Annotated in this window: 23 protein-coding genes; 14 read left to right on the top strand and 9 right to left on the bottom strand. The window is 68.7% G+C overall.

What is annotated here, in order from left to right:
- Positions 1-305 precede the first annotated feature (305 nt).
- The 3 genes from AC1VNM_RS00405 to AC1VNM_RS00395 all read left to right on the top strand — a co-directional run bounded on the left by AC1VNM_RS00405 (position 306) and on the right by AC1VNM_RS00395 (position 2,954).
- Entirely contained in the window at positions 306-488 is a 183-nt protein-coding gene (locus AC1VNM_RS00405; RefSeq protein WP_331613886.1) for a hypothetical protein, read from the top strand.
- The gene (locus AC1VNM_RS00400) at positions 481-2,442 is read left to right on the top strand and encodes an AAA family ATPase (protein WP_483105472.1); all 1,962 of its coding nucleotides are present in this window, start codon (positions 481-483) and stop codon (positions 2,440-2,442) included. Before AC1VNM_RS00405 ends, AC1VNM_RS00400 begins: the two co-directional genes overlap by 8 nt.
- Before the next feature lie 113 nt (positions 2,443-2,555).
- The gene (locus tag AC1VNM_RS00395) at positions 2,556-2,954 is read left to right on the top strand and encodes a GFA family protein (RefSeq protein ID WP_483105471.1); all 399 of its coding nucleotides are present in this window, start codon (positions 2,556-2,558) and stop codon (positions 2,952-2,954) included.
- Positions 2,955-3,053: 99 nt separating this feature from the next.
- Here AC1VNM_RS00395 and AC1VNM_RS00390 read toward each other — a convergent pair whose 3' ends face one another.
- The 3 genes from AC1VNM_RS00390 to AC1VNM_RS00380 form a co-directional block, all read right to left on the bottom strand.
- Positions 3,054-3,578, bottom strand: a complete 525-nt coding sequence (locus AC1VNM_RS00390) for a GNAT family N-acetyltransferase (RefSeq protein WP_483105470.1) — start codon at positions 3,576-3,578, stop codon at positions 3,054-3,056.
- Positions 3,579-3,581: 3 nt separating this feature from the next.
- Entirely contained in the window at positions 3,582-3,785 is a 204-nt protein-coding gene (locus AC1VNM_RS00385) for a hypothetical protein (protein WP_431102269.1), read from the bottom strand.
- A gap of 67 nt (positions 3,786-3,852) precedes the next feature.
- On the bottom strand, positions 3,853-4,755 hold the full coding sequence (locus tag AC1VNM_RS00380; protein WP_483105469.1) for an IclR family transcriptional regulator: 903 nt from the start codon (positions 4,753-4,755) through the stop codon (positions 3,853-3,855).
- Positions 4,756-4,895: 140 nt separating this feature from the next.
- Between AC1VNM_RS00380 and AC1VNM_RS00375 the strand changes: the two genes are divergently transcribed.
- From AC1VNM_RS00375 to AC1VNM_RS00350, 6 genes are all read left to right on the top strand, one after another.
- The gene (locus tag AC1VNM_RS00375; protein WP_483105468.1) at positions 4,896-5,849 is read left to right on the top strand and encodes an MBL fold metallo-hydrolase; all 954 of its coding nucleotides are present in this window, start codon (positions 4,896-4,898) and stop codon (positions 5,847-5,849) included.
- A 176-nt stretch (positions 5,850-6,025) separates the two neighbouring features.
- Positions 6,026-7,873: an FAD-dependent oxidoreductase gene (locus AC1VNM_RS00370; RefSeq protein ID WP_483105467.1), complete on the top strand. Its 1,848-nt coding sequence runs from the start codon at positions 6,026-6,028 to the stop codon at positions 7,871-7,873.
- Positions 7,864-8,136: a DUF2783 domain-containing protein gene (locus tag AC1VNM_RS00365; protein ID WP_483105466.1), complete on the top strand. Its 273-nt coding sequence runs from the start codon at positions 7,864-7,866 to the stop codon at positions 8,134-8,136. Before AC1VNM_RS00370 ends, AC1VNM_RS00365 begins: the two co-directional genes overlap by 10 nt.
- On the top strand, positions 8,133-9,506 hold the full coding sequence (gene hmgA / locus AC1VNM_RS00360) for a homogentisate 1,2-dioxygenase (RefSeq protein WP_483105465.1): 1,374 nt from the start codon (positions 8,133-8,135) through the stop codon (positions 9,504-9,506). Before AC1VNM_RS00365 ends, hmgA begins: the two co-directional genes overlap by 4 nt.
- A gap of 14 nt (positions 9,507-9,520) precedes the next feature.
- Complete coding sequence (gene fahA, locus AC1VNM_RS00355; RefSeq protein ID WP_483105464.1) at positions 9,521-10,843, top strand: fumarylacetoacetase; 1,323 nt, start codon at positions 9,521-9,523, stop codon at positions 10,841-10,843.
- A gap of 187 nt (positions 10,844-11,030) precedes the next feature.
- Positions 11,031-11,798 (top strand): DUF481 domain-containing protein, encoded by a 768-nt coding sequence (locus AC1VNM_RS00350; RefSeq protein ID WP_377156729.1) that lies wholly within the window; start codon positions 11,031-11,033, stop codon positions 11,796-11,798.
- Positions 11,799-11,814: 16 nt separating this feature from the next.
- Here AC1VNM_RS00350 and AC1VNM_RS00345 read toward each other — a convergent pair whose 3' ends face one another.
- Positions 11,815-12,687 carry a LysR family transcriptional regulator gene (locus AC1VNM_RS00345; RefSeq protein WP_483105463.1) on the bottom strand — a complete coding sequence of 291 codons (873 nt, stop codon included), beginning with the start codon at positions 12,685-12,687 and terminating at the stop codon, positions 11,815-11,817.
- 136 nt (positions 12,688-12,823) lie between these two features.
- On the opposite strand from AC1VNM_RS00345, the gene AC1VNM_RS00340 reads away from it, so the two are divergent.
- The 3 genes from AC1VNM_RS00340 to AC1VNM_RS00330 are packed head-to-tail and all read left to right on the top strand — an operon-like array spanning position 12,824 to position 15,521.
- Positions 12,824-13,825, top strand: coding sequence for a Bug family tripartite tricarboxylate transporter substrate binding protein (locus tag AC1VNM_RS00340; RefSeq protein WP_483105462.1), 1,002 nt, complete (start codon positions 12,824-12,826; stop codon positions 13,823-13,825).
- Between the two features lie 11 nt (positions 13,826-13,836).
- Positions 13,837-14,607 (top strand): RraA family protein, encoded by a 771-nt coding sequence (locus tag AC1VNM_RS00335; protein WP_483105461.1) that lies wholly within the window; start codon positions 13,837-13,839, stop codon positions 14,605-14,607.
- Positions 14,604-15,521, top strand: a complete 918-nt coding sequence (locus tag AC1VNM_RS00330) for an NAD(P)-dependent oxidoreductase (RefSeq protein WP_483105460.1) — start codon at positions 14,604-14,606, stop codon at positions 15,519-15,521. The genes AC1VNM_RS00335 and AC1VNM_RS00330 overlap by 4 nt, the downstream gene beginning before the upstream one ends.
- 80 nt (positions 15,522-15,601) lie before the next feature.
- On the opposite strand, the gene AC1VNM_RS00325 is transcribed toward AC1VNM_RS00330, so the two are convergent.
- Both AC1VNM_RS00325 and def read right to left on the bottom strand, forming a co-directional pair.
- Positions 15,602-17,716, bottom strand: coding sequence for a DUF6600 domain-containing protein (locus AC1VNM_RS00325; RefSeq protein ID WP_483105459.1), 2,115 nt, complete (start codon positions 17,714-17,716; stop codon positions 15,602-15,604).
- A 253-nt stretch (positions 17,717-17,969) separates the two neighbouring features.
- Positions 17,970-18,506, bottom strand: coding sequence for a peptide deformylase (def, locus tag AC1VNM_RS00320; protein ID WP_377156738.1), 537 nt, complete (start codon positions 18,504-18,506; stop codon positions 17,970-17,972).
- Between the two features lie 121 nt (positions 18,507-18,627).
- On the opposite strand from def, the gene AC1VNM_RS00315 reads away from it, so the two are divergent.
- On the top strand, positions 18,628-19,629 hold the full coding sequence (locus tag AC1VNM_RS00315; RefSeq protein WP_483105458.1) for an MBL fold metallo-hydrolase: 1,002 nt from the start codon (positions 18,628-18,630) through the stop codon (positions 19,627-19,629).
- A gap of 108 nt (positions 19,630-19,737) precedes the next feature.
- Positions 19,738-21,669: an NPCBM/NEW2 domain-containing protein gene (locus AC1VNM_RS00310; RefSeq protein ID WP_483105457.1), complete on the top strand. Its 1,932-nt coding sequence runs from the start codon at positions 19,738-19,740 to the stop codon at positions 21,667-21,669.
- A gap of 96 nt (positions 21,670-21,765) precedes the next feature.
- Here AC1VNM_RS00310 and ntrC read toward each other — a convergent pair whose 3' ends face one another.
- The 3 genes from ntrC to AC1VNM_RS00295 all read right to left on the bottom strand — a co-directional run bounded on the left by ntrC (position 21,766) and on the right by AC1VNM_RS00295 (position 25,017).
- On the bottom strand, positions 21,766-23,262 hold the full coding sequence (gene ntrC, locus AC1VNM_RS00305) for a nitrogen regulation protein NR(I) (RefSeq protein ID WP_377156740.1): 1,497 nt from the start codon (positions 23,260-23,262) through the stop codon (positions 21,766-21,768).
- 42 nt (positions 23,263-23,304) lie between these two features.
- The gene (gene glnL / locus AC1VNM_RS00300; RefSeq protein ID WP_377156742.1) at positions 23,305-24,414 is read right to left on the bottom strand and encodes a nitrogen regulation protein NR(II); all 1,110 of its coding nucleotides are present in this window, start codon (positions 24,412-24,414) and stop codon (positions 23,305-23,307) included.
- A gap of 63 nt (positions 24,415-24,477) precedes the next feature.
- The gene (locus tag AC1VNM_RS00295; protein WP_377156744.1) at positions 24,478-25,017 is read right to left on the bottom strand and encodes a hypothetical protein; all 540 of its coding nucleotides are present in this window, start codon (positions 25,015-25,017) and stop codon (positions 24,478-24,480) included.
- Positions 25,018-25,118 lie beyond the last annotated feature (101 nt).

The raw sequence follows: 25,118 nt of genomic DNA, 5'->3' as shown, positions 1-25,118 counted from the left end.
GACGAATCGCACTTGCGCGTCCGCGCCGCAATGCGCATCATCCGCGCCCAACTGCTGAAGGCGCCCACGACAGCGCCCGCATGACGGAGATCCCTCTTATGTCCTCCTTGTTCACCTCGACGATCGACTGAACACGGTTCCCGAGCCCCGGCTGAACCGTGTCTGTTCACAGATACGGCCTCAGACCGCGCGGCAAGCAAAGCCCCGCCGCCATTGAGCCGGGGCTTTTGCTTTTCGGAAACCGAATGAGTGCACAACTCCGTTCCCGCGCCCTCCAGGAGGGGCGGGTCAAGGCCCTGCGCCGCATGAAACAAGCCATGACGCTGGTGCTCGAGACGAGCCCCGGTGCGCGCGACCCCGTGGCGCGCGCGATGGCCCAGCGTGGACTGCGTGGCGCAGGCCAACACATCCAGAGCCGCGGCGCGCAACGCCGCGCCGACCGCGTGGCGCTGCAGGCGCTGCTGCGACGAGAGGATTGGGATGAATGAATCCACCGACCTGCGCGCGCAGCTGGCGCAGAGAAACCAGCAGCTGCAAGACGTCGCCGCCCAGCTCAAGACCGAGCTGTTCGGCATCGACGCCATCATCGACCGCGTCATCGATTCGGTGCGGGCCTGGTACGTGCTGCCCGAACTCGTCTCGCGGCCCGTCATCGTCTGTCTCTGGGGCCTGACGGGCACCGGCAAGACGCAGCTCGTGCGCCGTCTGGCGCAGCTGCTGGGCTTCTACGACCGCTTCGTCGAAGTGCAGATGGACGGCTTCTCCAACGGCGCGGGCATGCGCGGCGCGCAGAGCATCTCGGGCATGCTGGGTCGGTCCGGCGTGCGCGAGGGCGAGCCCGGCATCCTCGCGCTCGACGAGTTCCAGCGCTTCCGCACCATCGACGCCAAGCGCGGCGAGATGCGCGTCGAACGCTACCAGGACGTCTGGGCCCTGCTCTCCGACGGCCGCCTGCCGCCGGCGCTGTCGCTGCTGCTCGACATCGAGTCGTCCATCGCCGAGGCCGCCTTCGACGCCGAACGCGCCGAGGCGTCGGACGCGAAGCTGCGCTTCAAGCTGCGCAGCTGGGAGGCGCAGGAGCTGCAGCGCACCCTCAAGCTCGACGAACCGCTGATGGAGATCATGGCCTGGACGCCGGACCAGGTGCAGGCGCGTCTGCGCGAGTTCCGCGAGCGCGGCCAGCAGCACTGGGAGACCGACTACAGCCGGCTGCTCGTCTTCGTCTGCGGCAACCTCGACGAGATGTACGAGGACCTCGCCACCAGCGTGGACGACTGCGACAGCGATGCCGACATCTTCCATGCGCTGACCGGCAAGCTCAGCGTGATCGACGTCAAGCAGGCGCTCAATCAGCGCTTCAAGCCGGAGCAGGTGGCGCGGCTGGGCAACGAGCATGTGATCTACCCCTCGCTGTCGCGGCGCGCATACGAGCAGGTGATCGCGCAGGGCTGCGCGCGGTATGTCCGCGAATCGGAGGCGCGCTGCGGCCTGCGCTTCGAGCTGGCCGACAGCGTGCGCGCGCAGATCTACGCGAACGCCGTGTTCCCGGCGCAGGGCACGCGGCCGCTGTTCTCGTCGCTGCACGCGATCCTCGGGACCGGGCTGGCCAAGGCGGCGCTGTGGGCGATCGAGCGCGGTGCCGCGCCTGGCGACGGCGTGAGCCTGAGCGCCGACGGCCGTTGCCTGATCGCGCATTGGCGCGGCGACTCAGGCACCATCGCCGAGCCCTTCGAGATCAACCGCCTGCGCCAGCGCACCAACGCCGATTTCCGGGCGCTGCTCGCGGTGCACGAGGCTGGCCACGGCCTGGTCCACGCGCTGCTGTTCGGCATGGCGCCGCGGGAGATCAAGATCCATGTGGCGAGCTTCGAGGGCGGCTACAACTCGTACACGTCCCGCAAGGTGTGGTCGCGCCGGAACCTGCTCGATGCCATCTGCACGAGCCTGGCCGGCCGCGCGGCGGAGCTGCTGGTCTTCGGCGCCGACCTGAGTTCCAGCGGCGCCTCGAGCGACCTGCGCAAGGCCACGCGGACGGCCGCGCGCATGCTCCGCTACCTGGGTCACGGCGATCGCATCGGCCGCGTCGACGTGTCGACGGACAGCGAAGAGCACGTCTGCACCGACGTCGAATCCACCAACGCGGCGATCGAAGCCCTGCTGCGCTCCGAGCACGCGCGCGCCACGGCGCTGATCGATTCGCATCGCGAGGCGCTGCTGGCGCTCGTGGACGAGCTGATCGCCGAGGGACAGGTGACGCCCGAACGCTTCGCGGTCGTGGTGGGGCTGCCGCTGGGCAGGACGGAGGATGCGCTGGATCCCTACGCGGAGAGCCTGGCGGCGTTCCGGGTGGCGGGGCGGAGGCCGTCGCGGCATCCCCCCGCCGAGGCAAGACACGAGCAGGCCCTTCCCGCCTTCGCTCTGCCGGCTCCGCAACCGGGATGACCATGGCCCTGGATCTCTACGCTGTCGCAGCGTCGCGAGCACATCGAGCCGCGGGACGAATGGCTGCTGACGGCATAGACTGCGCCGAGCTTGAACTTCGAGATCCGTCCGTCATGAAAGTCCACGGTTCCTGCCACTGCGGCGCCATCCGATTCACCGGCGACGTCGATCCGACGCAAGTCGTCGTGTGCCATTGCGACGACTGCCAGATCCTGTCCGGCGCGCCGTACCGGGCGGTCATCTCGGCACCGATGGAGACCTTCGAGATCTCTGGCTCGCCAAGGACCTACGTGAAGGTCGCGCAGAGCGGGAACCGGCGCGCGCAGGTGTTCTGTCCCGATTGCGGAACCGCGCTGTACGGCGCGGCGGCGGAGAACCCGACGCATGCGGTGCTTCGGCTCGGTTGCCTGGAAGAGCGCGACCAGCTGCGGCCGTCGCGGCAGATCTGGACGCACTCGGCTGCCGGATGGACCGGCAAGCTCGCCGAGGTGCCCGCTTCGCCGGAGCAGTGACCCGAACACGGGGAATCCCATGCAGGTCGGCGAGGCCGACATCTCCGTCGAGTACGGCCCGTCGTCGAACCCAGTCCACCGAGTCCTTCAGGCGCCCGGTCAGGAGGCAGGGAGGCGATGGAGGTCGATAAACATGGTCGTGAAGCTATTCACTTCATCCGCGTCCTCGCCCATCTTTGAAAAACCCTTGCGCAGATAGAAGCCGACCGAGTTCGGCTTGGCATCAACGACAAGGAAGCGGCAACCGGCGTACGGCATGATGTGCTCCTCCGCGAGGCCGATGGCGAAATCGACCAACTGCCCCCCAACGCCCTGCCCCTGCAATCCACTGTCCACGGCAAGACGTGCGAGCTTCACGGCAGGGTAGTCGGCATACCGGAAGCCATCCACGGGAGCCGGGCCTCCAAACTGCTGAACGGAGACATGGGTGCACACCAAGGTGATGTAGGCGAGCACTCGGGTCTCCCCGAACTCGACCATCACAAAGGTCTTTGCAAGGTTGTCCTTATGGAGCCGCTTGGCTTCCTTGCGGAGGAAGGTCTTCAGCGGGACCAGGTTCTGATCACCGAGACTCAGCGCGTTGCAGCCATCAGTCTCGTCAAGAGCGCGCAGCTCGTAAGACACGCGTTATTTCTTCGTCGAGGCCTTGGTCGACTTCAATTTGATGGCCACGGACCCCTTCTTTGCGAAGGTAGTGACCAGCTTGCGACCGTTGACGGCTGACTCAGCAGCTGCCTTCGTTCCGCGCGCATGGGTAATCTTCCGGGCGAACGATTTCGCATCGTCGCCGGAGACCTTCACGGATCCAAGGAAAGTGCTGTGGATAGCCATGTCGGAATTTTAGCAGCCGATGGCAACTTGAAGAATCAAGGGCGCGCGCGTAATACAGAAGGTGCGCCTATCGAAACATCTCCGGAAAGCGCCCGCCAATCTCCCGCATCAACGCTGTGGCCGCGCCGGTAAGTCCGCGCGCGACGGCACCGTCCCACGCCGCATCGAACGCCCCCGACGGCCCGATCGCCGTCAGCGCCAGCGCCATCTGCGCATCGCTGTCGAAGACCGGCACGGCCAGCGCGCTGACGCCCTCGACGATGCCGCCCACCGAGCGGTGCAGGACCCGGTCGCGGATCTCCGCCAGGGTCGCTGAGAACGCCGGCCATGTCGGCAGTTCACGTGGTCGATCGTGCGGACCGACGCGGGCGAGGTCCGCCGGCCCCTTGCGGCGCGCTTCCGCGAGCATCGCCTTGATCTCCGCCTCCGGCCGGTAGGCCGCGAACAGCGGACCCGACGCCGTGTCCGACAGCGACACCACCGTCCCGTGCCGCATCGTCACGTGCACCGCCGCCGGCGACGCCGCCGTGCGCACGATCGTCGCCCCCTGCGAGCCCCACACCGCGATCGCCACCGTGTGGCCGATCTCCTCGGCCAGCGCCTCCAGCCGCGCCGTCGCCAGTCGGATCGGGTCGATCTGCTGCATGCCGATCAGGCCCATCTCCATCGCCAGCGGGCCCAGGCCGTAGTACCCCGTCGCCGCGTCCTGCCGCATCAGCCCGAGCTTGCAGAAGCTCACCAGGTAGGGATGCGCCTTCGCCGGGCTCATCTCCGCCGCCTGCGACAGCGCCTTCAGCGGCAAAGGCTGGCCGCGCGCCGCCGCAGCCTTCAACAGGCGGCCGCCCACCTCGATGCTCTGGATGCCGCGCCGGTCCTCGCGGTCGTCACGATCCTCGCGATCCTCGCGATCCTCCCGGTCGTCACGGTCGTTGGCGTCCGGCCCGTCGCCGGCAATGTCTGGCATGGTCATTTCGCTATTGTTGAACGAATTCAGCGACACAGCTATATTTGCATCCAACAAACGAATTCCGTTTTGTTGAATTTCATCGTGCTTCGACGACCATCGAAGCGCTCCCCGCCTTCCCCCTCAGCCAACGCCCGGGACACGCCATGACCAAGCAGTTCGCCAGCCACGCCGACGTCGAGGAGAAGCAGGTCTCCTTCGTCAAGCTCAGCGACAACGCCTACGCCTACACCGCCGAGGGCGACCCCAACACCGGGATCATCATCGGCGACGACTCGGTGATGGTCATCGACACGCAGGCCACGCCCGTGATGGCCCAGGACGTGATCCGCCGCATCCGCGAGGTCACCGACAAGCCCATCAAGTACGTCGTGATGAGTCACTACCACGCGGTGCGCGTGCTGGGTGCGTCGGCGTATGAGCCCGAGCACATCATTGCCAGCCGCGACACCTACGACCTCATCGTCGAGCGCGGCGAGCAGGACAAGGCCAGCGAGATCGGCCGCTTCCCGCGGCTGTTCCGCAATGTCGAATCGGTGCCGGCCGGCCTCACCTGGCCCACGATCACCTTCCAGGGCGCGATGAGCCTCTGGCTCGGCAAGCTCGAGGTGCAGCTGCTGCAGCTCGGGCGCGGGCATACCAAGGGCGACACCGTCGCGTGGCTGCCCGAGCAGAAGATCCTCTTCTCGGGCGACCTCGTGGAGTTCGATGCCACGCCCTACGCCGGCGACGCGTACTTCAGCGATTGGCCGCAGACGCTGGACAACCTCGCCGCGCTCAAGCCTGTTGCGCTGGTGCCCGGCCGTGGCGCCGCGTTGACGACGCCTGAATCCGTCGCGCAGGGACTCGCCGGCACGCGCAGCTTCATCGCCGATCTGCACGCGTCGGTGAAGGCCGGCGTCGCCGCGGGCAAGGAGCTCAACGCCGTCTACAAGGACACCTACGCCGTCATGAAGCAGAAGTACGGCCACTGGGTCATCTTCGACCACTGCATGCCGTTCGACGTCACGCGTTGCTATGACGAGGTCACGCAGTTCCGCGATCCGCGCATCTGGACCGCGCAGCGCGATCAGGAGATGTGGCAGACGCTCGAAGGCTGATGGGCTTCAGCACTGCCACGGCCGCTGGCCCTCACCCCCACCCTCTCCCGCAAGCGGGAGAGGGAGCAAGAGGGCTTCAGCACTGGCTCCGACGCTGACCCTCGCCCCCAACCGCCGCCCTCTCCCGCAAGCGGGAGAGGGAGTTTGAATCGCTGACCTCCGCGATGGAGACCGCCGTGCATGCCACCTCGACCGCGCCGACGTCCGATGTCGACTATCAGCGCGTCGTCTATCCGTACCGTCGCAGCGCGGACCAGGACGCCCATGAGGGCGGCCGGGCCGCGCGCCATCCGGTGGTCGTCGTCGGTGCGGGCCCCGTCGGATTGACGGCAGCGATCGACCTCGCGCTGCAGGGTGTGCCCGTCGTGCTGCTCAACAACGACGGGCGGCTCTCCGTGGGATCGCGCGCGCTGTGCTTCGCGAAGCGGACGCTGGAGATCCTCGATCGCCTCGGCTGCGGTCAGCGACTCGTCGACAAGGGCGTCTCCTGGAACGTGGGACGCGTCTTCTTCCGCGACGAGCAGGTCTACCAGTTCAACCTGCTCGCCGAGCCCGGCCACCAGCGACCGGCCTTCGTCAACCTGCAGCAGTACTACGTCGAGGGCTTCCTCGTCGAGCGCGCCCTCGAACTCCCGCTGATCGATCTGCGATGGCACCACGGCGTGACCGGGCTGACGCAGCATGACGATCACGTCGCGCTGGAAATCGACACGTCCGAGGGGCCGTACACGCTGCTCGCCGATCACGTCGTCGCCTGCGACGGATCGCGCTCGACGCTGCGCAAGCTGATCGGCGAGGAGAGTCACGGCCGTACGTTCAAAGACCGCTTCCTCATCGCCGACGTGCGCATGAACGCGCCCTTCCCCGCCGAACGCTGGTTCTGGTTCGATCCGCCTTTCCATCCAGGACAGAGCGTGCTGTTGCACCGCCAGCCCGATGGCGTGTGGCGCATCGATTTCCAGCTCGGCTGGGATGCCGATCCCGAGCTCGAGAAACAACCCGAGCGCATCCTGCCGCGCGTGCGCACGCTAATGCGCGAGGCCTCGATCGCCGCGGGCGGCGACGGCGCGGTGCCTGAGATCGAGCTGGTCTGGGCGAGCGTCTACACCTTCGCCTGCATGCGCATGGATCGCTTCCGGCATGGGCGCATCCTGTTCGCGGGCGACGCGGCGCACGGCGTGTCGCCGTTCGGCGCGCGCGGGGCCAACTCCGGCATCCAGGACGCGGACAACCTCGCATGGAAGCTCGCGGCGGTCGTTCAGCGGCGTGCGCCTGACGCGCTGCTCGACACGTATGCCCGAGAGCGTGAGATCGCCGCCGACGAGAACATCCTGAACTCGACGCGCTCGACGGACTTCATTACACCGAAGAGCGACGTCAGTCGGATGTTCCGCGACGCGACGCTGACGCTCGCCAAGGACTTCGACTTCGCGCGCCGGCTGGTCAACAGCGGACGACTCTCCGTCCCGACGGTGCAGTACGGCATGCCTGCCGCGGACGCGCCGATCCGCATCAACGACTGCGACGACTGGTTGCTCCGCCAGATGCGGCCGGGTCGATTCACCTTGCTGGTCTTCCACGATTCGAACGAGCACGAGCACGAGCACGAGCACGAGCACGAGCACGAGCACGAGCACGAGCACGCGCACGCGCACGAGCACGAGCACGCGCATGAGTACGAGGACGCCGTCGCAGTAAGTCGGCGTCAACGAGTGCCTGTGGGGCCGGAATGGGGCTTGGGGGTCCAGGAGGGATCCCCCATGCCCCGTGGAGAGCCCGCGCTTGGCGACGCGGGGTCTGGGCTTGAGGCGGTGCTGACGATCCACGTTGATGAGTCGCTCGACGCACACGGGCTGGTCCGCCAGCGCTACGCCGCCGCCCCTGGCGCGGTGGTATTGCTGCGTCCTGACCAGCACATCTGCGCGCGTTGGCGCACGATGCCGGCTGGTAGGGCGATCCGTGCGGCAATGCATAGCGCGCTCGGCCATGATGTCTCTGTGGAGGAGCCAGCCGCATGCCTCTGATCACTGCTCCCAACCTGGATGCTGGCGACGATTTCTATGAAGCGCTGCTGAGCGCGCATCATGGTCTTGATGCCGAGGCGAGCCATGCTTTCAACGCGCGGCTGATCCTGCTGCTCGCGAACCACATCGGCCGGCAGGGCGTGTTGCTCGAGGCGCTGTCCGCGGCGGCCCGGGCCACTCCGGTTCCTCCGGCTTCCCAGGTTTCTCCAGTTTCCATCGATGCCCCGACCCCGGGCGCCGCTTCCCCACGAGGACAAGCATGAACGCACCAGAGACCCTCCGCTCGCCCGAGGCGACCGGCCAGGCGCCGAGCGCACTGGACTACCAGAGCGGCTTCGGCAATCAATTCGAGACCGAGTCCGTCCCCGGCGCGTTGCCGAAGGGCCGCAACAGCCCGCAGCGCGCGCCGATGGATCTTTATCCGGAGTTGCTGTCGGGCAGCGCCTTCACCGCACCGCGCGTGGAGAACCGCCGCACCTGGCTGTATCGTCGACAGCCCTCCGTCGTGACGGGCGCGTTCCACGCCTACGAGCAGCCGTTCTGGACCAGCGGCGCGGCAGGCGGTGTCGCGGCGCCGCCGGACCCGCTGCGCTGGCATCCGTTCCCGATGCCCGATGACAACGCGAATGCGCCGGGTGTCGACTTCGTCGACAGCATCAAGACCATCGTCAGCAACGGCGATCCTGACGCGCAGGTCGGCATGGCATCGCTGATCTACGCCTTCAACCGCCCGATGACCCGTCGAGCGCTGATGAACGCCGACGGCGAGATGCTGATCGTTCCGCAGGAAGGCGGCCTGCGCCTCACGACCGAGATGGGCCTGCTCGACGTCGTGCCCGGCGAGATCGCGCTGATCCCGCGCGGCGTGAACTTCCGTGTCGAGGCGCTCGATGGTCCGCAGGCCCGCGCACGCGGCTACGTCTGCGAGAACTACGGTGCCGCCTTCCGCCTGCCGGAGCTCGGCCCCATCGGCTCCAACGGCCTGGCGAACCCGCGCGACTTCCTCGCCCCCGTCGCGGCGCACGAGCCCGACGGCGCGCCGTATGAAGTCATCCGCAAGACCGGCGGCGCGCTGTGGCGCAATGCCCAGGCGGTGACGCCCTTCAACGTCGTCGCCTGGCACGGCAACCTGACGCCGCTGAAGTACAACACGAAGGATTTCATGACGATCGGCTCGATCAGCTTCGATCATCCCGATCCGTCGATCTTCACCGTGCTCACCTCGCCGAGCGACACGCCCGGCACGGCCAACTGCGACTTCGTGATTTTCCCGCCGCGCTGGCTGGTGCAGGAGGACACCTTCCGTCCGCCCTGGTACCACCGCAACGTGATGAGCGAGTTCATGGGGCTGATCTACGGCCAGTACGATGCCAAGCCCGAAGGCTTCCGTCCCGGCGGCGCGAGCCTGCACAACTGCCTGGTGCCGCACGGCCCCGATGCCGACGCCTTCGAGGCCGCCAGCACGCGCACGCTGACGCCGCAGAAACTGGACCACACGCTGGCCTTCATGTTCGAGAGCCGCTGGCGCTTCCGCCCGTCCGAGTGGGCGCTCAACGGCGGCGCACTCGACACGAACTACGCGGCCTGCTGGGGCGCGTTGAAGGACAAGTTCAATCCGAATGTCTCCGAATGACAAGGCCTGACCCCATGACCGACCTCGACCACACCCACGACCCCGCGCTGCGCAGCTGGATCGCCTCCGCCAACACGCCGGACACCGACTTCCCGATCCAGAACCTGCCGCTGGGCATGTTCCGCATGGCCGGCGCGACCGGCTCGTTCCGGCCCGGTACGGCGATCGGCGACCAGGTCCTGGACCTGATCGCCGCCGCCGATCTCGGCGTGCTGTCCGATGGACTCGGCGCCGTGCTGCGCACCTGCGAGGGACTCGGCCTCAATTCGCTGATGGCGATGGGCCCGGATCTGCGCCGGCAACTGCGCCATGAACTCGTCGCCGCGCTGAACGCGGACGCGGGATCGACGTCCTCCGAGCAGCTCGCGCCGGCGCTCAAGCCGATGACCGACGTCGAGATGACGCTGCCTTGCCGCATCGGCGATTACACCGACTTCTACGCCGGCATCCATCATGCGACGACGGTCGGCAAGCTGTTCCGCCCGGACAACCCGCTGCTGCCGAACTACAAGTGGGTGCCGATCGGGTATCACGGGCGCGTGTCGTCGATCGGGGTCAGCGGGCAGACCTTCCGCCGTCCCGTCGGCCAGACCAAGGCGCCCGATGCCGAGGTGCCGAGCGTCGGTCCGATCAAGCGGCTCGACTACGAGCTGGAGGTCGGCGCACTCGTCGGCACCGGCAATGCGCAGGGCCATCCGATCGCCATCGGCGACGCGGAGCAGCACCTGTTCGGTCTCGTGCTGCTGAACGACTGGTCCGCGCGCGACATCCAGGCCTGGGAGTACCAGCCGCTGGGCCCCTTCCTGTCGAAGAGCTTCGCGACGACCTTGTCGCCGTGGGTGATCACGATGGAGGCGCTGGCGCCGTTCCGTCGCGCCTTCACCCGGCCGGAAGGCGATCCTCAGCCGCTGCCGTACCTCGACGGCGAGGCGAACCGCGATCGGGGCGCGATCTCGATCCGCCTGGAAGTCCATCTGCAGACCCGCGCGATGCGCGACGCCGGCGAGGCGCCGGCGAAGCTGATGGCCTCGGATTTCGCCGACGCCTACTGGACCGTCGCGCAGATGCTCACGCATCACGCGAGCAACGGCTGCAACCTGCAGCCGGGCGACCTGTTCGGGTCGGGGACGATGTCGGGGCCGGAGGCCGGCCAGGGCGGATCGCTGCTGGAGTTGACGAACGGCGGCAAGCAGCCGATCACGCTGCCCAACGGTGAGCAACGCACCTTCCTGCAGGACGGCGACAGCGTCGCGCTGGTGGGTCGCTGCGAAGCGCCGGGACGTCGCACGATCGGATTCGGACCGTGCGTGGGCACGGTCGTGCCGGCGGTGGCCTGATCCGCCAGATCGGCCGGGTCACACACCGACACACCCTCAGGCGCCCGCTGTCGCCCCGCCATCCCGGCAGGTTGTCAGCGGAAGCCGACGGATGACGTCGGATTGAATCCAGTCCGTGCGCATTGCAGACGCACGGGATCGGAGGTTGCCGAAGCGGCGCATGCTCACTCTCCCCAAAGGAATCGACATGCCGCCGACGCGCCTCCTCGCCGTCTCCGCCGCCGCCTGCCTGGCCGCCTCGCCCCTGCTCTCCTTCGCCCAGGTCACCGTCAAGGACGACGGCCAGTGGCGTGCCCTCTTCACCGCCGGAGCCAGTCTCTCGTCGGGCAACAGCGACTCGACGACGGTCAACCTCAGCGGCGAAGCCGTCAAGGCCACGAAGACCGACAAGCTGTCGATCAACGGCCGCGCGCTGTACCTGAAGAACGACGACGACCAGGCCGAGCAGCGCTACGCCTTCGGCACGCACTACCAGCGCGACATCAACGACCGCGTCTTCGGCTTCGGGCAGTTCGACGCGCTCAAGGACGAGCCGTCCAACCTGTCGTCGCGACTCTCCGTCGGCACCGGTCTCGGTTATCACGTGATCAAGCAGGACAACGTGACCTGGGACGTCTCCACCGGCGTGGGCTACACCCGCGAGCGCTACGTCGAGCCGTCGATCGTCGACGGCGTGGCGCGCGACCGGTACGCCAACACCGAGCTGCTGTTCGCCGAAGAATCGAACCACAAGATCTCGGACAACACGACGCTCAAGCAGCGCCTGGCCTATCTGCCCGACCTGCGCAACAGCGGCGAATTCCGTGCCACCTTCGACGGCGGCATCTCGGTCGCGATGACCAAGCGGTTCAGCCTGACGGCCACCGTCCAGCACCGCTACGACAGCAATCCCGGCGATGGGCTGAAGAAGAACGACACGCTGTTCATCACCGGCGTGTCGTACCGGATCGATTGATCGAAGACCGTCCGCCTCAACCGAGCAGCGCAATGAGCCGCGTCGCCGCCGGCGGCAGGTAGGCCTGGGCGCGATGCGTCACCACCAGGTGGCGGCGCATCGTCGTCTCTTTCAGCACGACCTCGCGCAGTGATCGAAGCCGCCCAGGCCCTTCGAGGTGGCGGCGCGAGATGAAGCTGAGCAGCCCCGTCTCGGCGATCAGCGCGGGCAGCATCTGCAGCGAGCTGCTCTCCACCTGGACCACCGGCCGCGGCAGGCCGTGCCGGTCGAAGCCGTGATCGAGCCAGTCGCGCGTCGGCGCGCCCGCCGGCTGCAGCACCCAGCGGTATTCGCCGAGCGCCTTCAGGCTCGGTTTCCCCGAGAAGATCGGATGTTTCGCCGAGGCGGCGACGACGACGGCGTCCTCGACCAGCCGCTGCGACACGAAGCCCGCTTCCGCGCGCCGTTCGGTGCCGACGATCAGGTCCAGCTCGCCCGCGTGCAGCATCGGCATCAGCGCGTCGACCAGCGCGACCGTCGTCTTCAGCGTGACCTCGGGCGCCTCCTTCAACAGTCGATTCACCGCCTTGGGCATCAGGAACTGCGCCGCCGTCGGCACGACACCGACGCGGACTTCGCCCGACAGGCCGCGCCCGATGTCGCTCATTTCGCGCTGCGCGTCCTGCGCGTCGAAGCGCAGCTGACGCGCCCAGCGCAGCATCACCTTGCCGGCGGGCGTCAGACGGATGCCTCGCCCCGCGCGCTCGAACAGCGGCGCGCCGGCCGCCTTCTCAAGCCGGCGGATCGCGCCGGTCAGCGCCGGCTGGGTGCGATGCAGGCGTTCCGCCGCCTGGCCGACGTGTTCGAGCTCGGCGATGGTCTCGAAGTAGCGCAGGTCACGCAGATCCATAGCAAAAGCCGTGCTGATGAAAACGAAAGAATAATCGATTGGACCGGGGTGGAACGTCCGCCAATACTTGGCCTCGACAGCTTCAAGAACGTCCAGACCCCGGCCTGCGGACCGGGGCGCACACGGAGACAGACCCATGATTCGATCGATGCCCTCGCGCCGGGCGGCCCTCGCCGTTCCGCTGGCCATGCCACTCGCCCTGACGCTGGCCCTGTGGACGACCGCCAGCGTTGCCGCGCCCTATCCGAACAAGCCCATCCGCGTCTACGTGCCCTTCCCTCCCGGCGGCGGCACCGACGTGATCGCCCGAGAGGTCACGCAGGCGGTGGCGACCTCGACCAAGTGGGTCTTCGTCATCGAGAACAAGCCCGGCGCCGGCGGCAACCTCGGCGTGGACGCGGCCGCCAAGTCGGCCAAGGACGGCTACACGCTGGTGCTCGGCCAGAGCAGCAACCTCTCGATCAATCCGTGGCTGTACGCCCGCATGCCCTACGACCCGGCGAAGGACCTCGCGCCCATCGGCCTGGTCGCGCGGGCGCCGCTGGTGCTGGTGACCTCGGCCGATTCGAAGCTGAAGACCATCGCCGACGCCGTGGCTGCCGCGAAGGCCCAGCCGGGCGCGCTGAACTACGCCTCGGCCGGCAACGGCACGGTCGCGCATCTCGCCACCGAGCTGTTCCAGAAGGCCGCCGGCGTGAAGCTCCAGCATGTGCCGTACAAGGGCGTGGGGCAGGCGCTGACCGACGTCGTCAGCGGCAACGTGGACCTGTACATGTCGACCACGCCGTCGCTGCTCGGCCACATCCGCCAGGGCAAGCTGCGGCCGCTCGCGGTGACCTCGGACAAGCGGCTGCCCGAGCTGCCCAACGTGCCGACGCTGGCCGAGTCCGGCTTCAAGGGCGCGGAGTCGGCGACCTGGTTCGGCTTCCTCGCACCGGCCGGCACGCCGCCGGAGATCGTCGCGCGATTGAACAGCGAGTTCACCAAGGCGCTGCAGCAGCCCGCGCTCGTGAAGAAGCTCGGCGACGAAGGCGTCGCCGTCACCGTCAGCACCCCCGACCAGTTCAGCCAGCTCATCCGCCAGGACCTCACCCGCTGGGGCAAGGTCGTCAAGGACGCCGGCATCAAGATCGATTGAAGGAGAGCCCCATGAGTCAAGCCGCCGCATTGCCGAACGCGTTGCCAGACGCGAGGCAGAACGTGACGCCGAACGCGACGCCCGACGCGCTGCCCGACGCGCTGCCCGACGTGATCCGGGACATCGAACGCACGCCCGCGGAGGTCGTGGCACGCGCCGCCGCCTATCCGTCGTCCATCCTGGCCGACGTCGCGGGACGCCGCGGCGCGTTGCACGGGCGCATCCAGGGGCTGTCCCCGTCGATGCGCTTCGCGGGCACCGCCCTCACCGTCGAGGTGCGGCCGGGTGACAACCTCATGATCCACGCCGCCATGGCGTTGGCGCAGCCGGGCGACGTGCTCGTCGTCGACGGCAAGGGCGACCTGTCGAGCGCGCTGATGGGCGAGATCATGTCGCAGCAATGCGTGGCGCTGGGCATCGCGGCCGTCGTGATCGACGGCGCCGTGCGCGACAGCGAGGCGATCCGTGCGCTCGGCTTCCCGATGTTCGCCGCGGGCTTGAATCCCAACGGGCCGACGAAGTCGGTCTCCGGCCGCTTGAACCATCCCGTCTCCATCGGCGGCGTGACGGTGCATCCGGGCGATCTGGTCGTCGGCGATGCCGACGGCGTCACCGTGGTCGAGCGCGCCAGGGCCGCGTCGCTGCTGCCGCTGGCCGAAGCGAAGGTCGCCGCCGAGACGGCCCGCATCGCGGGCATCCGCGATCGCGTGGCGCTGCGGCCGGTCTGGCTCGACGGCGCGTTGCGCGCCGCGGGCGTGATCAAGGACGGAGAGACGCTGTGAGCCGTCCCGTCCTGCTGGTGACCGGCGCGGACCTGGCGCCGCAGGCGCTCGCGCTGCTGTCGGACTTCGAGGTGACCTACGCCGGCAGGACGCCCAGCGAGGACGACATCGTCGACCTCTGCCGCGCACGCAATCCGACGGCGATCATCGTGCGCTACAGCAAGGTCGGAGCGGCGGCGATCGAGGCGGCGCCGGCCTTGAAGGTGATCTCCAAGCACGGCAGCGGCACGGACACGATCGACAAGGCCGCCGCCGCCGCGCGCGGCATCCACGTGGTGGCCGCGGTCGGCGCCAATGCGGCGGCCGTCGCCGAGCAGGCGATGGCGCTGTTGCTGGCCTGTGCGAAATCGGTCGTGGCGCTGGACGCGCGTATGCGCAACGGGCACTGGGACAAGGCGACGCACAAGAGCATCGAGCTGGAGGGGCGCACGGTGGGTCTCGTCGGCCTCGGCGCGATCGGGCAACGCTTCGCGCGGATGGCCGACGCGATGGGCATGCGCGTGATCGGATCCGATCCGTTCGCGAAGGAACTGCCCCCGTTCATCGAGCGCGTCGCGCTGGATCAGCTCTGGCGCGAGGCCGACGTGATCTCGTTGCACTGTCCGCTGACGGCGGACAACGCGGGGCTGCTCGACGCGGGCACGCTCGCGGCGTGCAGACGTGGCGTGATCCTGGTCAACACGGCGCGCGGCGGCTTGATCGACGAGGCCGCGTTGCTCGAGGCCGTCCGCAGCGGACAGGTGGCCGGTGCCGGCCTCGACAGCTTCGCGATCGAGCCGATGCCGGTGGACCATCCGTTCATTCACGAACCGCGCATCCTGCTCAGTCCGCACATCGGCGGCGTCACCGCCGACGCCTACGTGAAGATGGGCATCGCCGCGGCGCGCAACGTGCTCGCCGCGCTCGCGAGCTGACAGGCTGATGGGCTGATGGGCCACCCCATCGGAGCAGGGCTCAAAAAGCACTGAGGGGCTCGCGCCCCTCAGTCTTCCGTTCAGCGCTCCATCTGACGGCCAGGACCGTCGTTGCGGCGCGGCGGATCCACCGCGCGCGGAGGTTCCGCGGCCCGCGGCGGCTCGGCCCGCGGGGCGGGACGCGGCGCCTCGACGCGCGGCTGCGGCTGCTGCGGCATCGGGCGCGGCGCTTCGACGCGAGGCTGCTCCACACGTGGCTGCTCCACGCGCGGTTGCTCGAACCGAGGTTGCTGCGGACGCTCGAAACGAGGCTGCTCCGCACGGGGCTGCTCGAAGCGCGGTTGTTCAACACGAGGCTGCTCGAACCGTGGCTGCTCCACACGCGGCTGCTCGACACGATCGGGGCCACGATGGCGCCAGTCGCTCCGATCGCGATCGCCATCGCGGCGCTCCGACGGACGTTGCACGTCGGGACCACGCTGCGGCACCACCGTCTGCGCGGGCGGCGTCTGCTGCGCCTGCGGCAGCTGCGGCCGCACCGTGGCGATGTCGGGCTCGGGGCGGATCACGCCGCGGACCGGGCGGCTCTCGCCGGGTCTTGCATCATTCGGCGCGTCCGGGCGACCGTCGCCGTTCCGGTCCATGAAGGGACGGCTTTCGTTCCGGCCATCGTTGCGACCGTTATTCCGTCCGCCATTGCGACCGTCGTTGGGGCCATCCGGCCGGCCGTCGTGATTGCGGTCCACGAATGCACGTCCGTCGTTGCGCCCGTCATTGCGGCCATCGGGGCGGCCATCAGGGCGGCCATCCGGACGACCATCGGCCTGCCCGATCGGACGCGGCGGCCACGCGCGCTGCGGCTGAAGCGCGGTCGCCGGCAGCGGCGCCGACACAGGGCGCTGCGTGTAGAGCGCGCCGTGGTCGCGCTCGTTCCGATAGGCCGGCGGACGCTGGCCCGGCCGCACGACGGTGGCCGGATTCGCATCCGGATTCACGCGGCGCCAGTAGGCCTGGCTGTGGCGGAAGCCCGGGGTCCAGGCCTCGCGCGGCGCCAGCGGCACCCAGCTGCCGTAGCGCGGCGGCGGCGGACGCCGGCCTCCCCCCACGACAACGCCGATCGAGATCCCCGGCCCCACCCCGCCGACCAGCGCCGGCGCATACGCGGGACGACGCACGTACGGTCCCGGCACCCAGCACCAGCGGTCGCGCCAGTAGGCCCAGCGACCGTAATGGAACGGGGCGAAGCCCCAGGGCATGTCGTCCACCCAGGTGTAGCCCCAGCGCGCGCTCCACATCCAGCGGCCGTAGCGGTACGGCGCCCAGTCGGAGACGACCACCTGCGGCACCCACACGGCACCGTAATCCGAGCTCTGTTCCCAGGCGCCGTAGCGCGCCAGATCTTCAGCGCCGGTCATCTCCGGCGACACGTAGGGCACGCTCGTGCCGCTGCCCACCAGCGGCTGGACCGCGTCGCGGCTGTCCTCCAGCATCAGGCGCGCGAAGCCGTCCTGCTGCAGCGGCTGACGCTCGGTGCGCGGACCGTTGTCCCACCAGAACTCGGCCTGTTCATTCGTTCCCAGCCAGACCGGCTGCGCATCGGTCGCGCGCGAGTCGAAGCGCAGCTTGCCCTGCCAGGCCTGCGCCTCGCTGCCGCGATCCAGCTGCGTCACGCGGTACAGGCCCTCGCGCTCGAAGCCGAAGCGACCTTCCAGCGTGCGCACCGTCCATTCGTCGGCCGACTCCTGGCCCCGCACCCGCAGACCGACCGCGCCCTTCACGATCTGCACCGCGATGCGGTTGTCGGCGAGCGCGTTGAACTCGATCTCGCTGCGCTGGTCGATCCAGAGCGTGGACGTGCCGATGGTGATCGTCGCGCCGCTGCCGTCATCGGAACGCAGCCGATCGCCTTCGCCGATGCTCTGGTTGCGGTGCATCTGCACCCATTCGCGTTCATCAGCGTCGTACAGCCACACCGAACCCGCCAGATCGGCCAGCCGCCCCGCGCGCGACGGGGCGTCCGCCATCGCCGGGCCGTGGGCCAGCAGCGCCACCAGCGCGACCAGCACCAGCGAGGTCGCCATCCACCAGCGTGACAGTGCCCCGCGATCCCGCGCACGCGCCAGCCCGGTGGTCGTCCGTCGGAACGACGAGCGCTCCGGCAGACGATCTGGTGAACGATTCAGCGAACGGGTCATCGAGTCTGTCATGGCCTTGAGCCTCCACCGGTGTCCGGAGGAATGCGGGACGCGGAGCTCCGCGATCGTTTCTTAACGCTTTGGCGACGTCCTGGTGCACGCCTGCTTACAACTTGACGCCCTGTTGCGCGGAGGTCAAGCGGACGGCGTATGTCCATCCGATATGCCCATCCAGTCCGAGCATGCGCCACCAGACGCTCGCAACAGTTTCTGGCCGTGCTCCGGCACCCGGCGCGCCCGGGACTGCGCCGGGTCAATCGTCGGTGTTCGGGTCCAGGCCCGGGAACAGGATCTCGGTGAAACCGAAGCGGCTGAAGTCCTTGATGCGCATCGGATACAGCGTTCCGACCAGGTGATCGCATTCGTGCTGGACGACGCGGGCGTGGAAGCCCTCCGCCTCGCGGTCGATCAGGCTGCCGAAGGCGTCGAAGCCCCGGTACCGGATGCGGCTCAGCCGCGGCACGACGCCGCGCAGCCCCGGCACCGACAGGCAGCCTTCCCAGCCCTCTTCCATCTCGTCGGACAGCGGCTCGATGGTCGGGTTGATCAGCACCGTCATCGGCACCGGCGGCGCCTCCGGATAACGCTCGTTGCGCTGGAAACCGAAGACGACGACCTGCAGGTCCACGCCGATCTGCGGCGCAGCCAGGCCGGCGCCGTTGGCGGCCTTCATCGTGTCGAACATGTCCTCGAGCAGTTGCTTCAGCTCCGGCGTGTCGAAGTCCTCCACCGGCTTGGCGTGGCGCAGCAGGCGCGGGTCGCCCATCTTCAGGATGTCTCGAACAGCCATGGCGGTTTCCTTGTGCGGTGGCTTCCGGGGGGAAGCGTGGCGGGTCATGCAGGCGACGGCGGCCAGGGGCGCCATCACGTAATCTGGGGACCATTCTAAGAACCCGATCCGGAGACTGCCCGTGAGCGCCACCACCGCCCTGCCCTCAGCCCCGGCATCACTGCCGGCCTACCTGGAACCGCTGGGTCCCGGCGTCTTCGCCATCGACACGGCCTTCCAGCGCGACCACTTCGACGCGGCTTTCCTGATCGTGGACGGTGGACGCGCGGCCTTCATCGACACGGGCACGCGGCTGGCGCTGCCGCGGCTGCTCGGCGCGCTGGAAGCGCTCGGCGTGCCGCGCGACGCCGTGGACTGGGTGATCCCGACCCATGTGCATCTGGACCACGCCGGCGGCGTCGGTCCGCTGATGGCGGAACTCCCGTCGGCGACGCTGCTGGTGCATCCGCGCGGACTGCGGCACATGGTCGATCCGTCCGCGCTGTGGGCCGGTGCGCTCGCGGTCTACGGCGAGGCGGAGATGCGCCGCTCCTACGGCGAGCTGGTGGGCGTCCCGGAATCGCGCGCGCGGGCGAGCAGCGATGAGCAGCGCATCACCGTGGGCGCGCGCCCGCTGCGGCTGATCGACACGCCGGGGCACGCGCGCCATCACCACTGCGTGTGGGACGAGACGAGCGGCGGCTGGTTCACCGGCGACACCTTCGGCTTGTCGTATCGCGAGTTCGACGATCCCGAACGCGGCGCGTGGATCATGCCGACGAGCACGCCGGTGCAGTTCGAGCCGGACGCGCTGCGCGCTTCGATCGCGCGGATGATGGCGACGCGGCCGTCGCGCATGTACCTGACGCACTACAGCGTCGTCGGTCGCGACGCGGCGGACGTCGAGCGCCTCGCCGCGCTGCTGGTCGCGCAGATCGACGAGATGGAAGCGATCGCGTTGCGACTGAAGGACGCGCCGGATCGCCACGCCGCGCTCAAGCGCGAGCTGCTCGCGCTGTACCAGCGCCGCGCCATCGCGCACTGCGGCGAGCGCATGCCGCCGACGCGTGTGGCCGCGCTGCTGGCGATGGACGTCGAGCTGAATGCCCAGGGGCTGGGGATCTGGCTGGACCGCCAGCGCTGATCTTTCGATTTGATTTCATCGAAAGGCATTTTTCTAGGTATCAACGATCTTCGAAATTATTCGAAAGCATTCGTAGACTTCCGTCCAAGCAAACTTCTGGGACGGACGATGACGCGACGATGGGGAAAGACGAGCCGCACCGTGCTGGCAGCAGCGGCCCTGCTGGCCACGCTGCCCGCGGGGGCCCAGCAGCATGCCGGGACGGCGTCATTGGCGCCCTCCGGCCGCTGGTCCCATGTGCCGGTGGGCAAGGCGCCGACGCCCCCCATGGGTTGGTCGAGCTGGAACGCGTTCCGGGTCGACATCTCGGAGGCCCGCATCCTCGACGCGGCTCAGCGCCTGGTCGACACCGGCCTCGCCGGCGCGGGCTACCGCTACGTCAACGTCGACGACGGCTGGTGGTTGAAGCGGCGCACGGGCGACGGGCGCCTGCAGGTGCGCACCGGCCTGTTCCCGAGCGCCGCCATCGGGGGGGCGAAGGGCTCATCGCTGCGGCCCTTCACCGATCGCCTCCATGCGATGGGACTGAAAGCGGGCCTCTACACGGACATCGGCCGCAACGCGTGCTCGCAGGCGTATGACGCCGACAGTCCCAACCTGCCCGAGGGCACGATGGCGGAGCGCGAAGTCGGCCTGTCCGGCTTCATGGACCGGGACATCGCGCTTTTCTTCGGCGAGTGGAACTTCGATTTCGTGAAGGTCGACGGCTGCGGGCTCTCGTCCTACGGCCCGGAGCGCGCCTACGTGGCGTCCGGTCAGTACCGCGAGGTGAAGCCGCTCATCATCGATCCCAACGTCTACCAGACCGACATCGCCGGCACGAAGCGGCTCTACGCGGGTTTGCGGGAGACGCTGCGGCGCGCCCGGCCGGACGGGGACTTCGTGCTGTCGGTCTGCCTCTGGGGCACGGCCAATGTGCGCAGTTGGGGCCAGGACCACGGGACGATGTGGCGCACCAGCAGCGACATCGACGACACCTGGAGCCACATGGTCCACAACTTCGACAGCGTGGCCACGCGCGAGTTCTACGCCGGCCCGGGTCGCTGGAACGACCCCGACATGCTGGAGATCGGCAACGGCGACTTCGACGGCGATCACCTCCTCCAGGCCCGCGCCCACCTGAGCCTGTGGGCGATCATGGCCGCGCCGCTGATGATCGGCACCGATCTCTCGAAGGCGCCGGGCGCGATCGTCGACCTCCTCGGCGCGCCGGAGGTGCTGGCCATCGACCAGGATCCGGCCGGTCACCAGGGCGTGATCGCCTACGCCGACAACGATCGCCAGATCGTCGTGAAGACGCTGGCCGACGGCCGCAAGGCGGTGCTGCTGTTCAACCGCACGCAGGCGCCGACGACGCTCACGCTGACGGCCGAGCATCTCAAGATGGAGGCGTCGACACCGATCACGGTCCGCGATGCGTGGGGACGGCAAGACCTGACCCCGTTCACCGGTCGCCGCAACTTCGAGCTCCAGGGCCGCGAGGCGCAGTTGCTCGTGGTCAGTGGTCGCCACGCGCTGCAGGCCGGCTACTACCTGTCGGAGCGGCCCGCGGAGGTTTACGTCGCCCGCGACGGCATCCGCGCTCTGCAGGCGGATCCGGTGATCCACCGGATGCTCGATCCCTACGGCGGCAGCACGGAAGGTTCGGGCAGCCGGCCGGTCTATGCGGGCTGGGGCGCGCCGCGCGCGGACGCCACGCCTTACGACGAGACGCTGCGGGTCGTGAACGTGCCGTACCGCCATGGGATCGGCGCGCTGGCCGGATCCCGCCTCGAGGTGAAGATACCCGCCGGCTCGCGGCGTTTCGAGGCCATGGTGGGTGTCGACGACTCCACGCGCGGCCAGGCCGCGTCCGTGGTGTTCGAGGTCTACGGCGACGGCCGCAAGCTGGCCGTGTCGCGACCGATGCGGTTCAACCAGGCGGCTGCGGCGCTCAGCGCCGACCTGCGCGGCGTGAAGGTGCTCGAACTCATCGCGCGCCAGGTCGGCACGGACACGGATCCGGTCCTCGCGACCTGGGGCGCGGCGCGCGTCGAATGAGCGCTCGATCCCGGCCGGTCTGAAAACAAGAAGGGGACCGCAGCGCGGTCCCCTTCAAGATGCGCCGCGCGATTCGCGCGGCGCGATCGTCTTGCCTCACGCGTCGAGGTTGAGCTCCTGGATCTTTCGCGTGATCGTGTTGCGCCCGATGCCCAGCTTCTGCGCGGCTTCGATGCGACGGCCGCGCGTCAGGTCCAGCGCGGTCAGGATCAGGCTGGCCTCGAAGCGACGCGTCAGCACGTCCCACACGTTGGGCTCGCCGGCCGCGAGCAGGCGTCTCGCTTCGCGCGCCATCTCGGCGACCCACGCGTCCGGCGACGGGGGGATGGGCACGGCCGGCAACGGCATCGAGGTGGATGCAGCCGAACTCGTCAGCCCGCTCGCCAGCGGCATGACCTCGGACGACATCGTGGCGGAGATCGCCGACGCATGCGCGCCGGGCTGCGCCAGCAATTCCTGCGGCAGGTCCTTGGCCTCCACCACCAGGCTCGGCGCCATCACGCTCAGCCAGTGGCAGATGTTCTCCAGTTGCCGGACGTTGCCTGGGAAGTCGAAGTTCACCAGGCGCTGCAGCGCAGCCTCGGACAAGCGCTTCGGCTCGACGCCCAACTCGCCCGCGCTGCGCTGCAGGAAGTAGCGCGTGAGCAGCGGCACGTCCTCGCGGCGCTCGCGCAGCGGCGGCAGTCTCAGGCGGATCACGTTCAGGCGGTGGAACAGGTCTTCGCGGAAGCGCCCTTCCTTGACCAGCGTCTCGAGGTTCTGGTGCGTCGCCGCGACCACGCGCACATTCGCCTTCTGCGGGCTGTGACCACCGACGCGATAGAACTGGCCGTCGGACAGCACGCGCAGCAATCGCGTCTGCAGGTCCAGCGGCATGTCGCCGATCTCGTCGAGGAAGAGCGTGCCGCCTTCGGCCTGCTCGAAGCGGCCGCGACGCGTCGCCTGCGCGCCGGTGAACGCGCCACGCTCATGGCCGAACAGCTCCGACTCCAGCAGGTCCTTCGGGATCGCCGCCGTGTTGATCGCGACGAACGGTCCGTCCGCGCGCGGGCTGTGCTTGTGCAGCGCGCGCGCCACCAGTTCCTTGCCCGAGCCCGATTCGCCGGTGATCAGCACCGTCACGTGGCTCTGGCTCAGCCGGCCGATCGCGCGGAACACGTCCTGCATCGCCGGTGCCTGGCCCAGCATCTCGGGCATCTGCACCTGCTCGGCCTCGCCGACGGCTTCGCGCTGGCTCTCTTCCTGCGCGCGCCGGATCAGTTCCACCGCGCGCGGCAGGTCGAAGGGCTTGGGCAGGTATTCGAAGGCCCCGCCCTGGAACGCGCTCACCGCGCTGTCCAGGTCCGAGTAGGCCGTCATGATGATCACCGGCAGCCCCGGCAGCTGCTTCTTGATCGTGCTCAGCAGCTCCAGGCCCGAGCCGCCCGGCATGCGGATGTCCGACACCAGCACCTGCGGCGTGTCCTCCTCCAGCGCGGCCAGCACCTCGCGGGTCTGGCTGAAGCTGCGCACCGGCAGCCCTTCGCGCGTCAGCGCCTTCTCGAGAACAAAACGGATGGAATGGTCGTCGTCAACAATCCAGATCGACTTCATCTATGGCTCCCCTTTCCCCCGTTGTCGGCTTGTGGCCGCGGCTCAGGGCAAAGGCAGGGTGATTCGGAAATCGGTCCGACCCGGCTGGCTGTCGCAATCGATCATCCCCTGGTGCTGTTGGGCGATCGTCTGCGCCAGCGTCAGCCCGAGACCGGAACCGCCCTCTCTCCCTGAAACCAGCGGAAAGAAGATGCGGTCCTTGATCTCCTCGGGCACGCCCGGGCCGTTGTCTTCGATATGCAATTCCAATGCCAAGCGCCAGCGCTGCTTGCCGATGGTCACCTGCCGGGCCACGCGTGTGCGCAGGGCGATGAAGGCATCGCCCATCGGGATGCGCTCGTGCAGCGCCTGCGCGGCGTTCTGGACGATGTTGAGCACCGCCTGGATCAGTTGCTCGCGGTCGCCGCGGAAGTCGGGCAGCGAGATGTCGTAGTCGCGGATCATCGTCAGCCCGCGCGGGTACTGCGCCAGCACCAGCGTGCGCACCCGCTCGCAGACCTCGTGGATGTTGACGTCGCCCACCACCTGCGCGCGCCGGTGCGGCGCCAGCAGCCGGTCCACCAGCGACTGCAGCCGGTCGGCCTCGTGGATGATGACCTCGGTGTATTCCTCGAGCTCCGGCCACAGGTCCGTCGGCTGCAGCTCCAGCGCGAGCAGCTGCGCCGCGCCGCGGATGCCGCCCAGCGGATTCTTGATCTCGTGCGCGAGGTTGCGCGTCAGTTCCTTGGTCGCGTGGACCTGGTCGAGGTTGCGTTCCTCGCGGTCCTGGCGCGTCTGCTGCGCGTTCTCGATCAGCTCGATCACCAGCCGCTGCGGGTCGTCGGTCTGGCTGACGATCACGTGCACCGGCAGCAGGTCGTCATGCGTGCGCGGGCCGCGACGGATGGTGGCGTCGAAGCGCGAACTCGAGAACGCGTTGCGGCTCACCTCCTCGAGCGCCTCGACCACGCGCCCGGTGTCGACAAACCATTCGAGCAGGTTGCTGCCCTGCACCGCGCGGCGCGGCAGGTTGAACAACGTCTCGACGGCGGTGTTGGCGAACTCGCAGGTGCCGTCGGCACGGACCACGGCGACCAGGGTCGCCAGCAGGTCGAAGCAGGCGTACTGCGCGTGATGCGGATCGTGGGGAACTGGGGCGGGCGTCTTCTTCATGCGGTGTCGCTCTCGTCGCCATCGACGCGCGACACACCGGCGGCCTGGCCCGCCGTCCCTCGATCAGAGGTTGGGCGGCGGCAGCTTGGCGAGCTCGCGCTTGATGGCCTGGACGTCGGCCTCCTGGCGCGATACCGAAGCCTTGAGCTCGGTCGTGCGGTCCAGGTACTTCTGGTAGTTGCGTTCGTCGCCGCGCCGCTCGGGCTGGCCGTTGTTGTATTCCTGCTGGATCTTGGCGAGCTTGCCTTCGGCGTCGCGCAGTTCCTGCTCGAGGATGCGGCGGCGGTCATCATCGCGGACGCGCTGGTCCTTGACATCGACCTTGAGGTCACCACTCTGACCTCCCGAGGCGGGCGCCGTCGTCGACGGCGCGCGCGGCTTGCTCGGCGCGATCACGGAGATCGGCGTGCCCTCGATGCTGCGGCAGCCCTTGTCGGCGGCTTCCTTCGCGGACATCGCGTCGGTGTACAGCACGGGAGGGCCGGGGCAGCGATACACCACGCCCTGCGCCGATGCCTGCCCGGCCGCCATGCCCACCATGGCGGTCAGCATCATCACCAACCACGAACGTCCCACCCGCTTGTGCTGCAGCGTCATCTGCATTCCCTGCTTCTAACTGACCAGAGTCGTCGGGCATTGTGACGCAATCAGTCACTGTCAGGCGAGGGCGTGCGTTCACGCGCTGTTGCCAGGTGTACGCACGG

This window comes from Mitsuaria sp. MSU3D, from assembly GCF_056867975.1.
The sequence above is the reverse complement of the archived record's forward strand: the minus strand, read 5'-3'. Positions and strand labels throughout refer to the sequence as shown.

Excerpts from the sequence above, each read along its gene's own strand:
- AC1VNM_RS00325 (WP_483105459.1), bottom strand. The coding sequence starts at position 17,716 with ATGACCCGTTCGCTGAATCGTTCACCAGATCGTCTGCCGGAGCGCTCG.
- hmgA (WP_483105465.1), top strand. The coding sequence starts at position 8,133 with ATGAACGCACCAGAGACCCTCCGCTCGCCCGAGGCGACCGGCCAGGCG.
- AC1VNM_RS00395 (WP_483105471.1), top strand. The coding sequence starts at position 2,556 with ATGAAAGTCCACGGTTCCTGCCACTGCGGCGCCATCCGATTCACCGGC.
- AC1VNM_RS00350 (WP_377156729.1), top strand. The coding sequence starts at position 11,031 with ATGCCGCCGACGCGCCTCCTCGCCGTCTCCGCCGCCGCCTGCCTGGCC.
- AC1VNM_RS00375 (WP_483105468.1), top strand. The coding sequence starts at position 4,896 with ATGACCAAGCAGTTCGCCAGCCACGCCGACGTCGAGGAGAAGCAGGTC.
- AC1VNM_RS00310 (WP_483105457.1), top strand. The coding sequence starts at position 19,738 with ATGACGCGACGATGGGGAAAGACGAGCCGCACCGTGCTGGCAGCAGCG.
- AC1VNM_RS00335 (WP_483105461.1), top strand. The coding sequence starts at position 13,837 with ATGAGTCAAGCCGCCGCATTGCCGAACGCGTTGCCAGACGCGAGGCAG.
- AC1VNM_RS00295 (WP_377156744.1), bottom strand. The coding sequence starts at position 25,017 with ATGCAGATGACGCTGCAGCACAAGCGGGTGGGACGTTCGTGGTTGGTG.
- AC1VNM_RS00380 (WP_483105469.1), bottom strand. The coding sequence starts at position 4,755 with ATGACCATGCCAGACATTGCCGGCGACGGGCCGGACGCCAACGACCGT.
- AC1VNM_RS00385 (WP_431102269.1), bottom strand. The coding sequence starts at position 3,785 with ATGGCTATCCACAGCACTTTCCTTGGATCCGTGAAGGTCTCCGGCGAC.
- AC1VNM_RS00340 (WP_483105462.1), top strand. The coding sequence starts at position 12,824 with ATGATTCGATCGATGCCCTCGCGCCGGGCGGCCCTCGCCGTTCCGCTG.
- AC1VNM_RS00400 (WP_483105472.1), top strand. The coding sequence starts at position 481 with ATGAATGAATCCACCGACCTGCGCGCGCAGCTGGCGCAGAGAAACCAG.
- ntrC (WP_377156740.1), bottom strand. The coding sequence starts at position 23,262 with ATGAAGTCGATCTGGATTGTTGACGACGACCATTCCATCCGTTTTGTT.
- AC1VNM_RS00405 (WP_331613886.1), top strand. The coding sequence starts at position 306 with ATGAAACAAGCCATGACGCTGGTGCTCGAGACGAGCCCCGGTGCGCGC.
- def (WP_377156738.1), bottom strand. The coding sequence starts at position 18,506 with ATGGCTGTTCGAGACATCCTGAAGATGGGCGACCCGCGCCTGCTGCGC.
- AC1VNM_RS00345 (WP_483105463.1), bottom strand. The coding sequence starts at position 12,687 with ATGGATCTGCGTGACCTGCGCTACTTCGAGACCATCGCCGAGCTCGAA.
- fahA (WP_483105464.1), top strand. The coding sequence starts at position 9,521 with ATGACCGACCTCGACCACACCCACGACCCCGCGCTGCGCAGCTGGATC.
- glnL (WP_377156742.1), bottom strand. The coding sequence starts at position 24,414 with ATGAAGAAGACGCCCGCCCCAGTTCCCCACGATCCGCATCACGCGCAG.
- AC1VNM_RS00365 (WP_483105466.1), top strand. The coding sequence starts at position 7,864 with ATGCCTCTGATCACTGCTCCCAACCTGGATGCTGGCGACGATTTCTAT.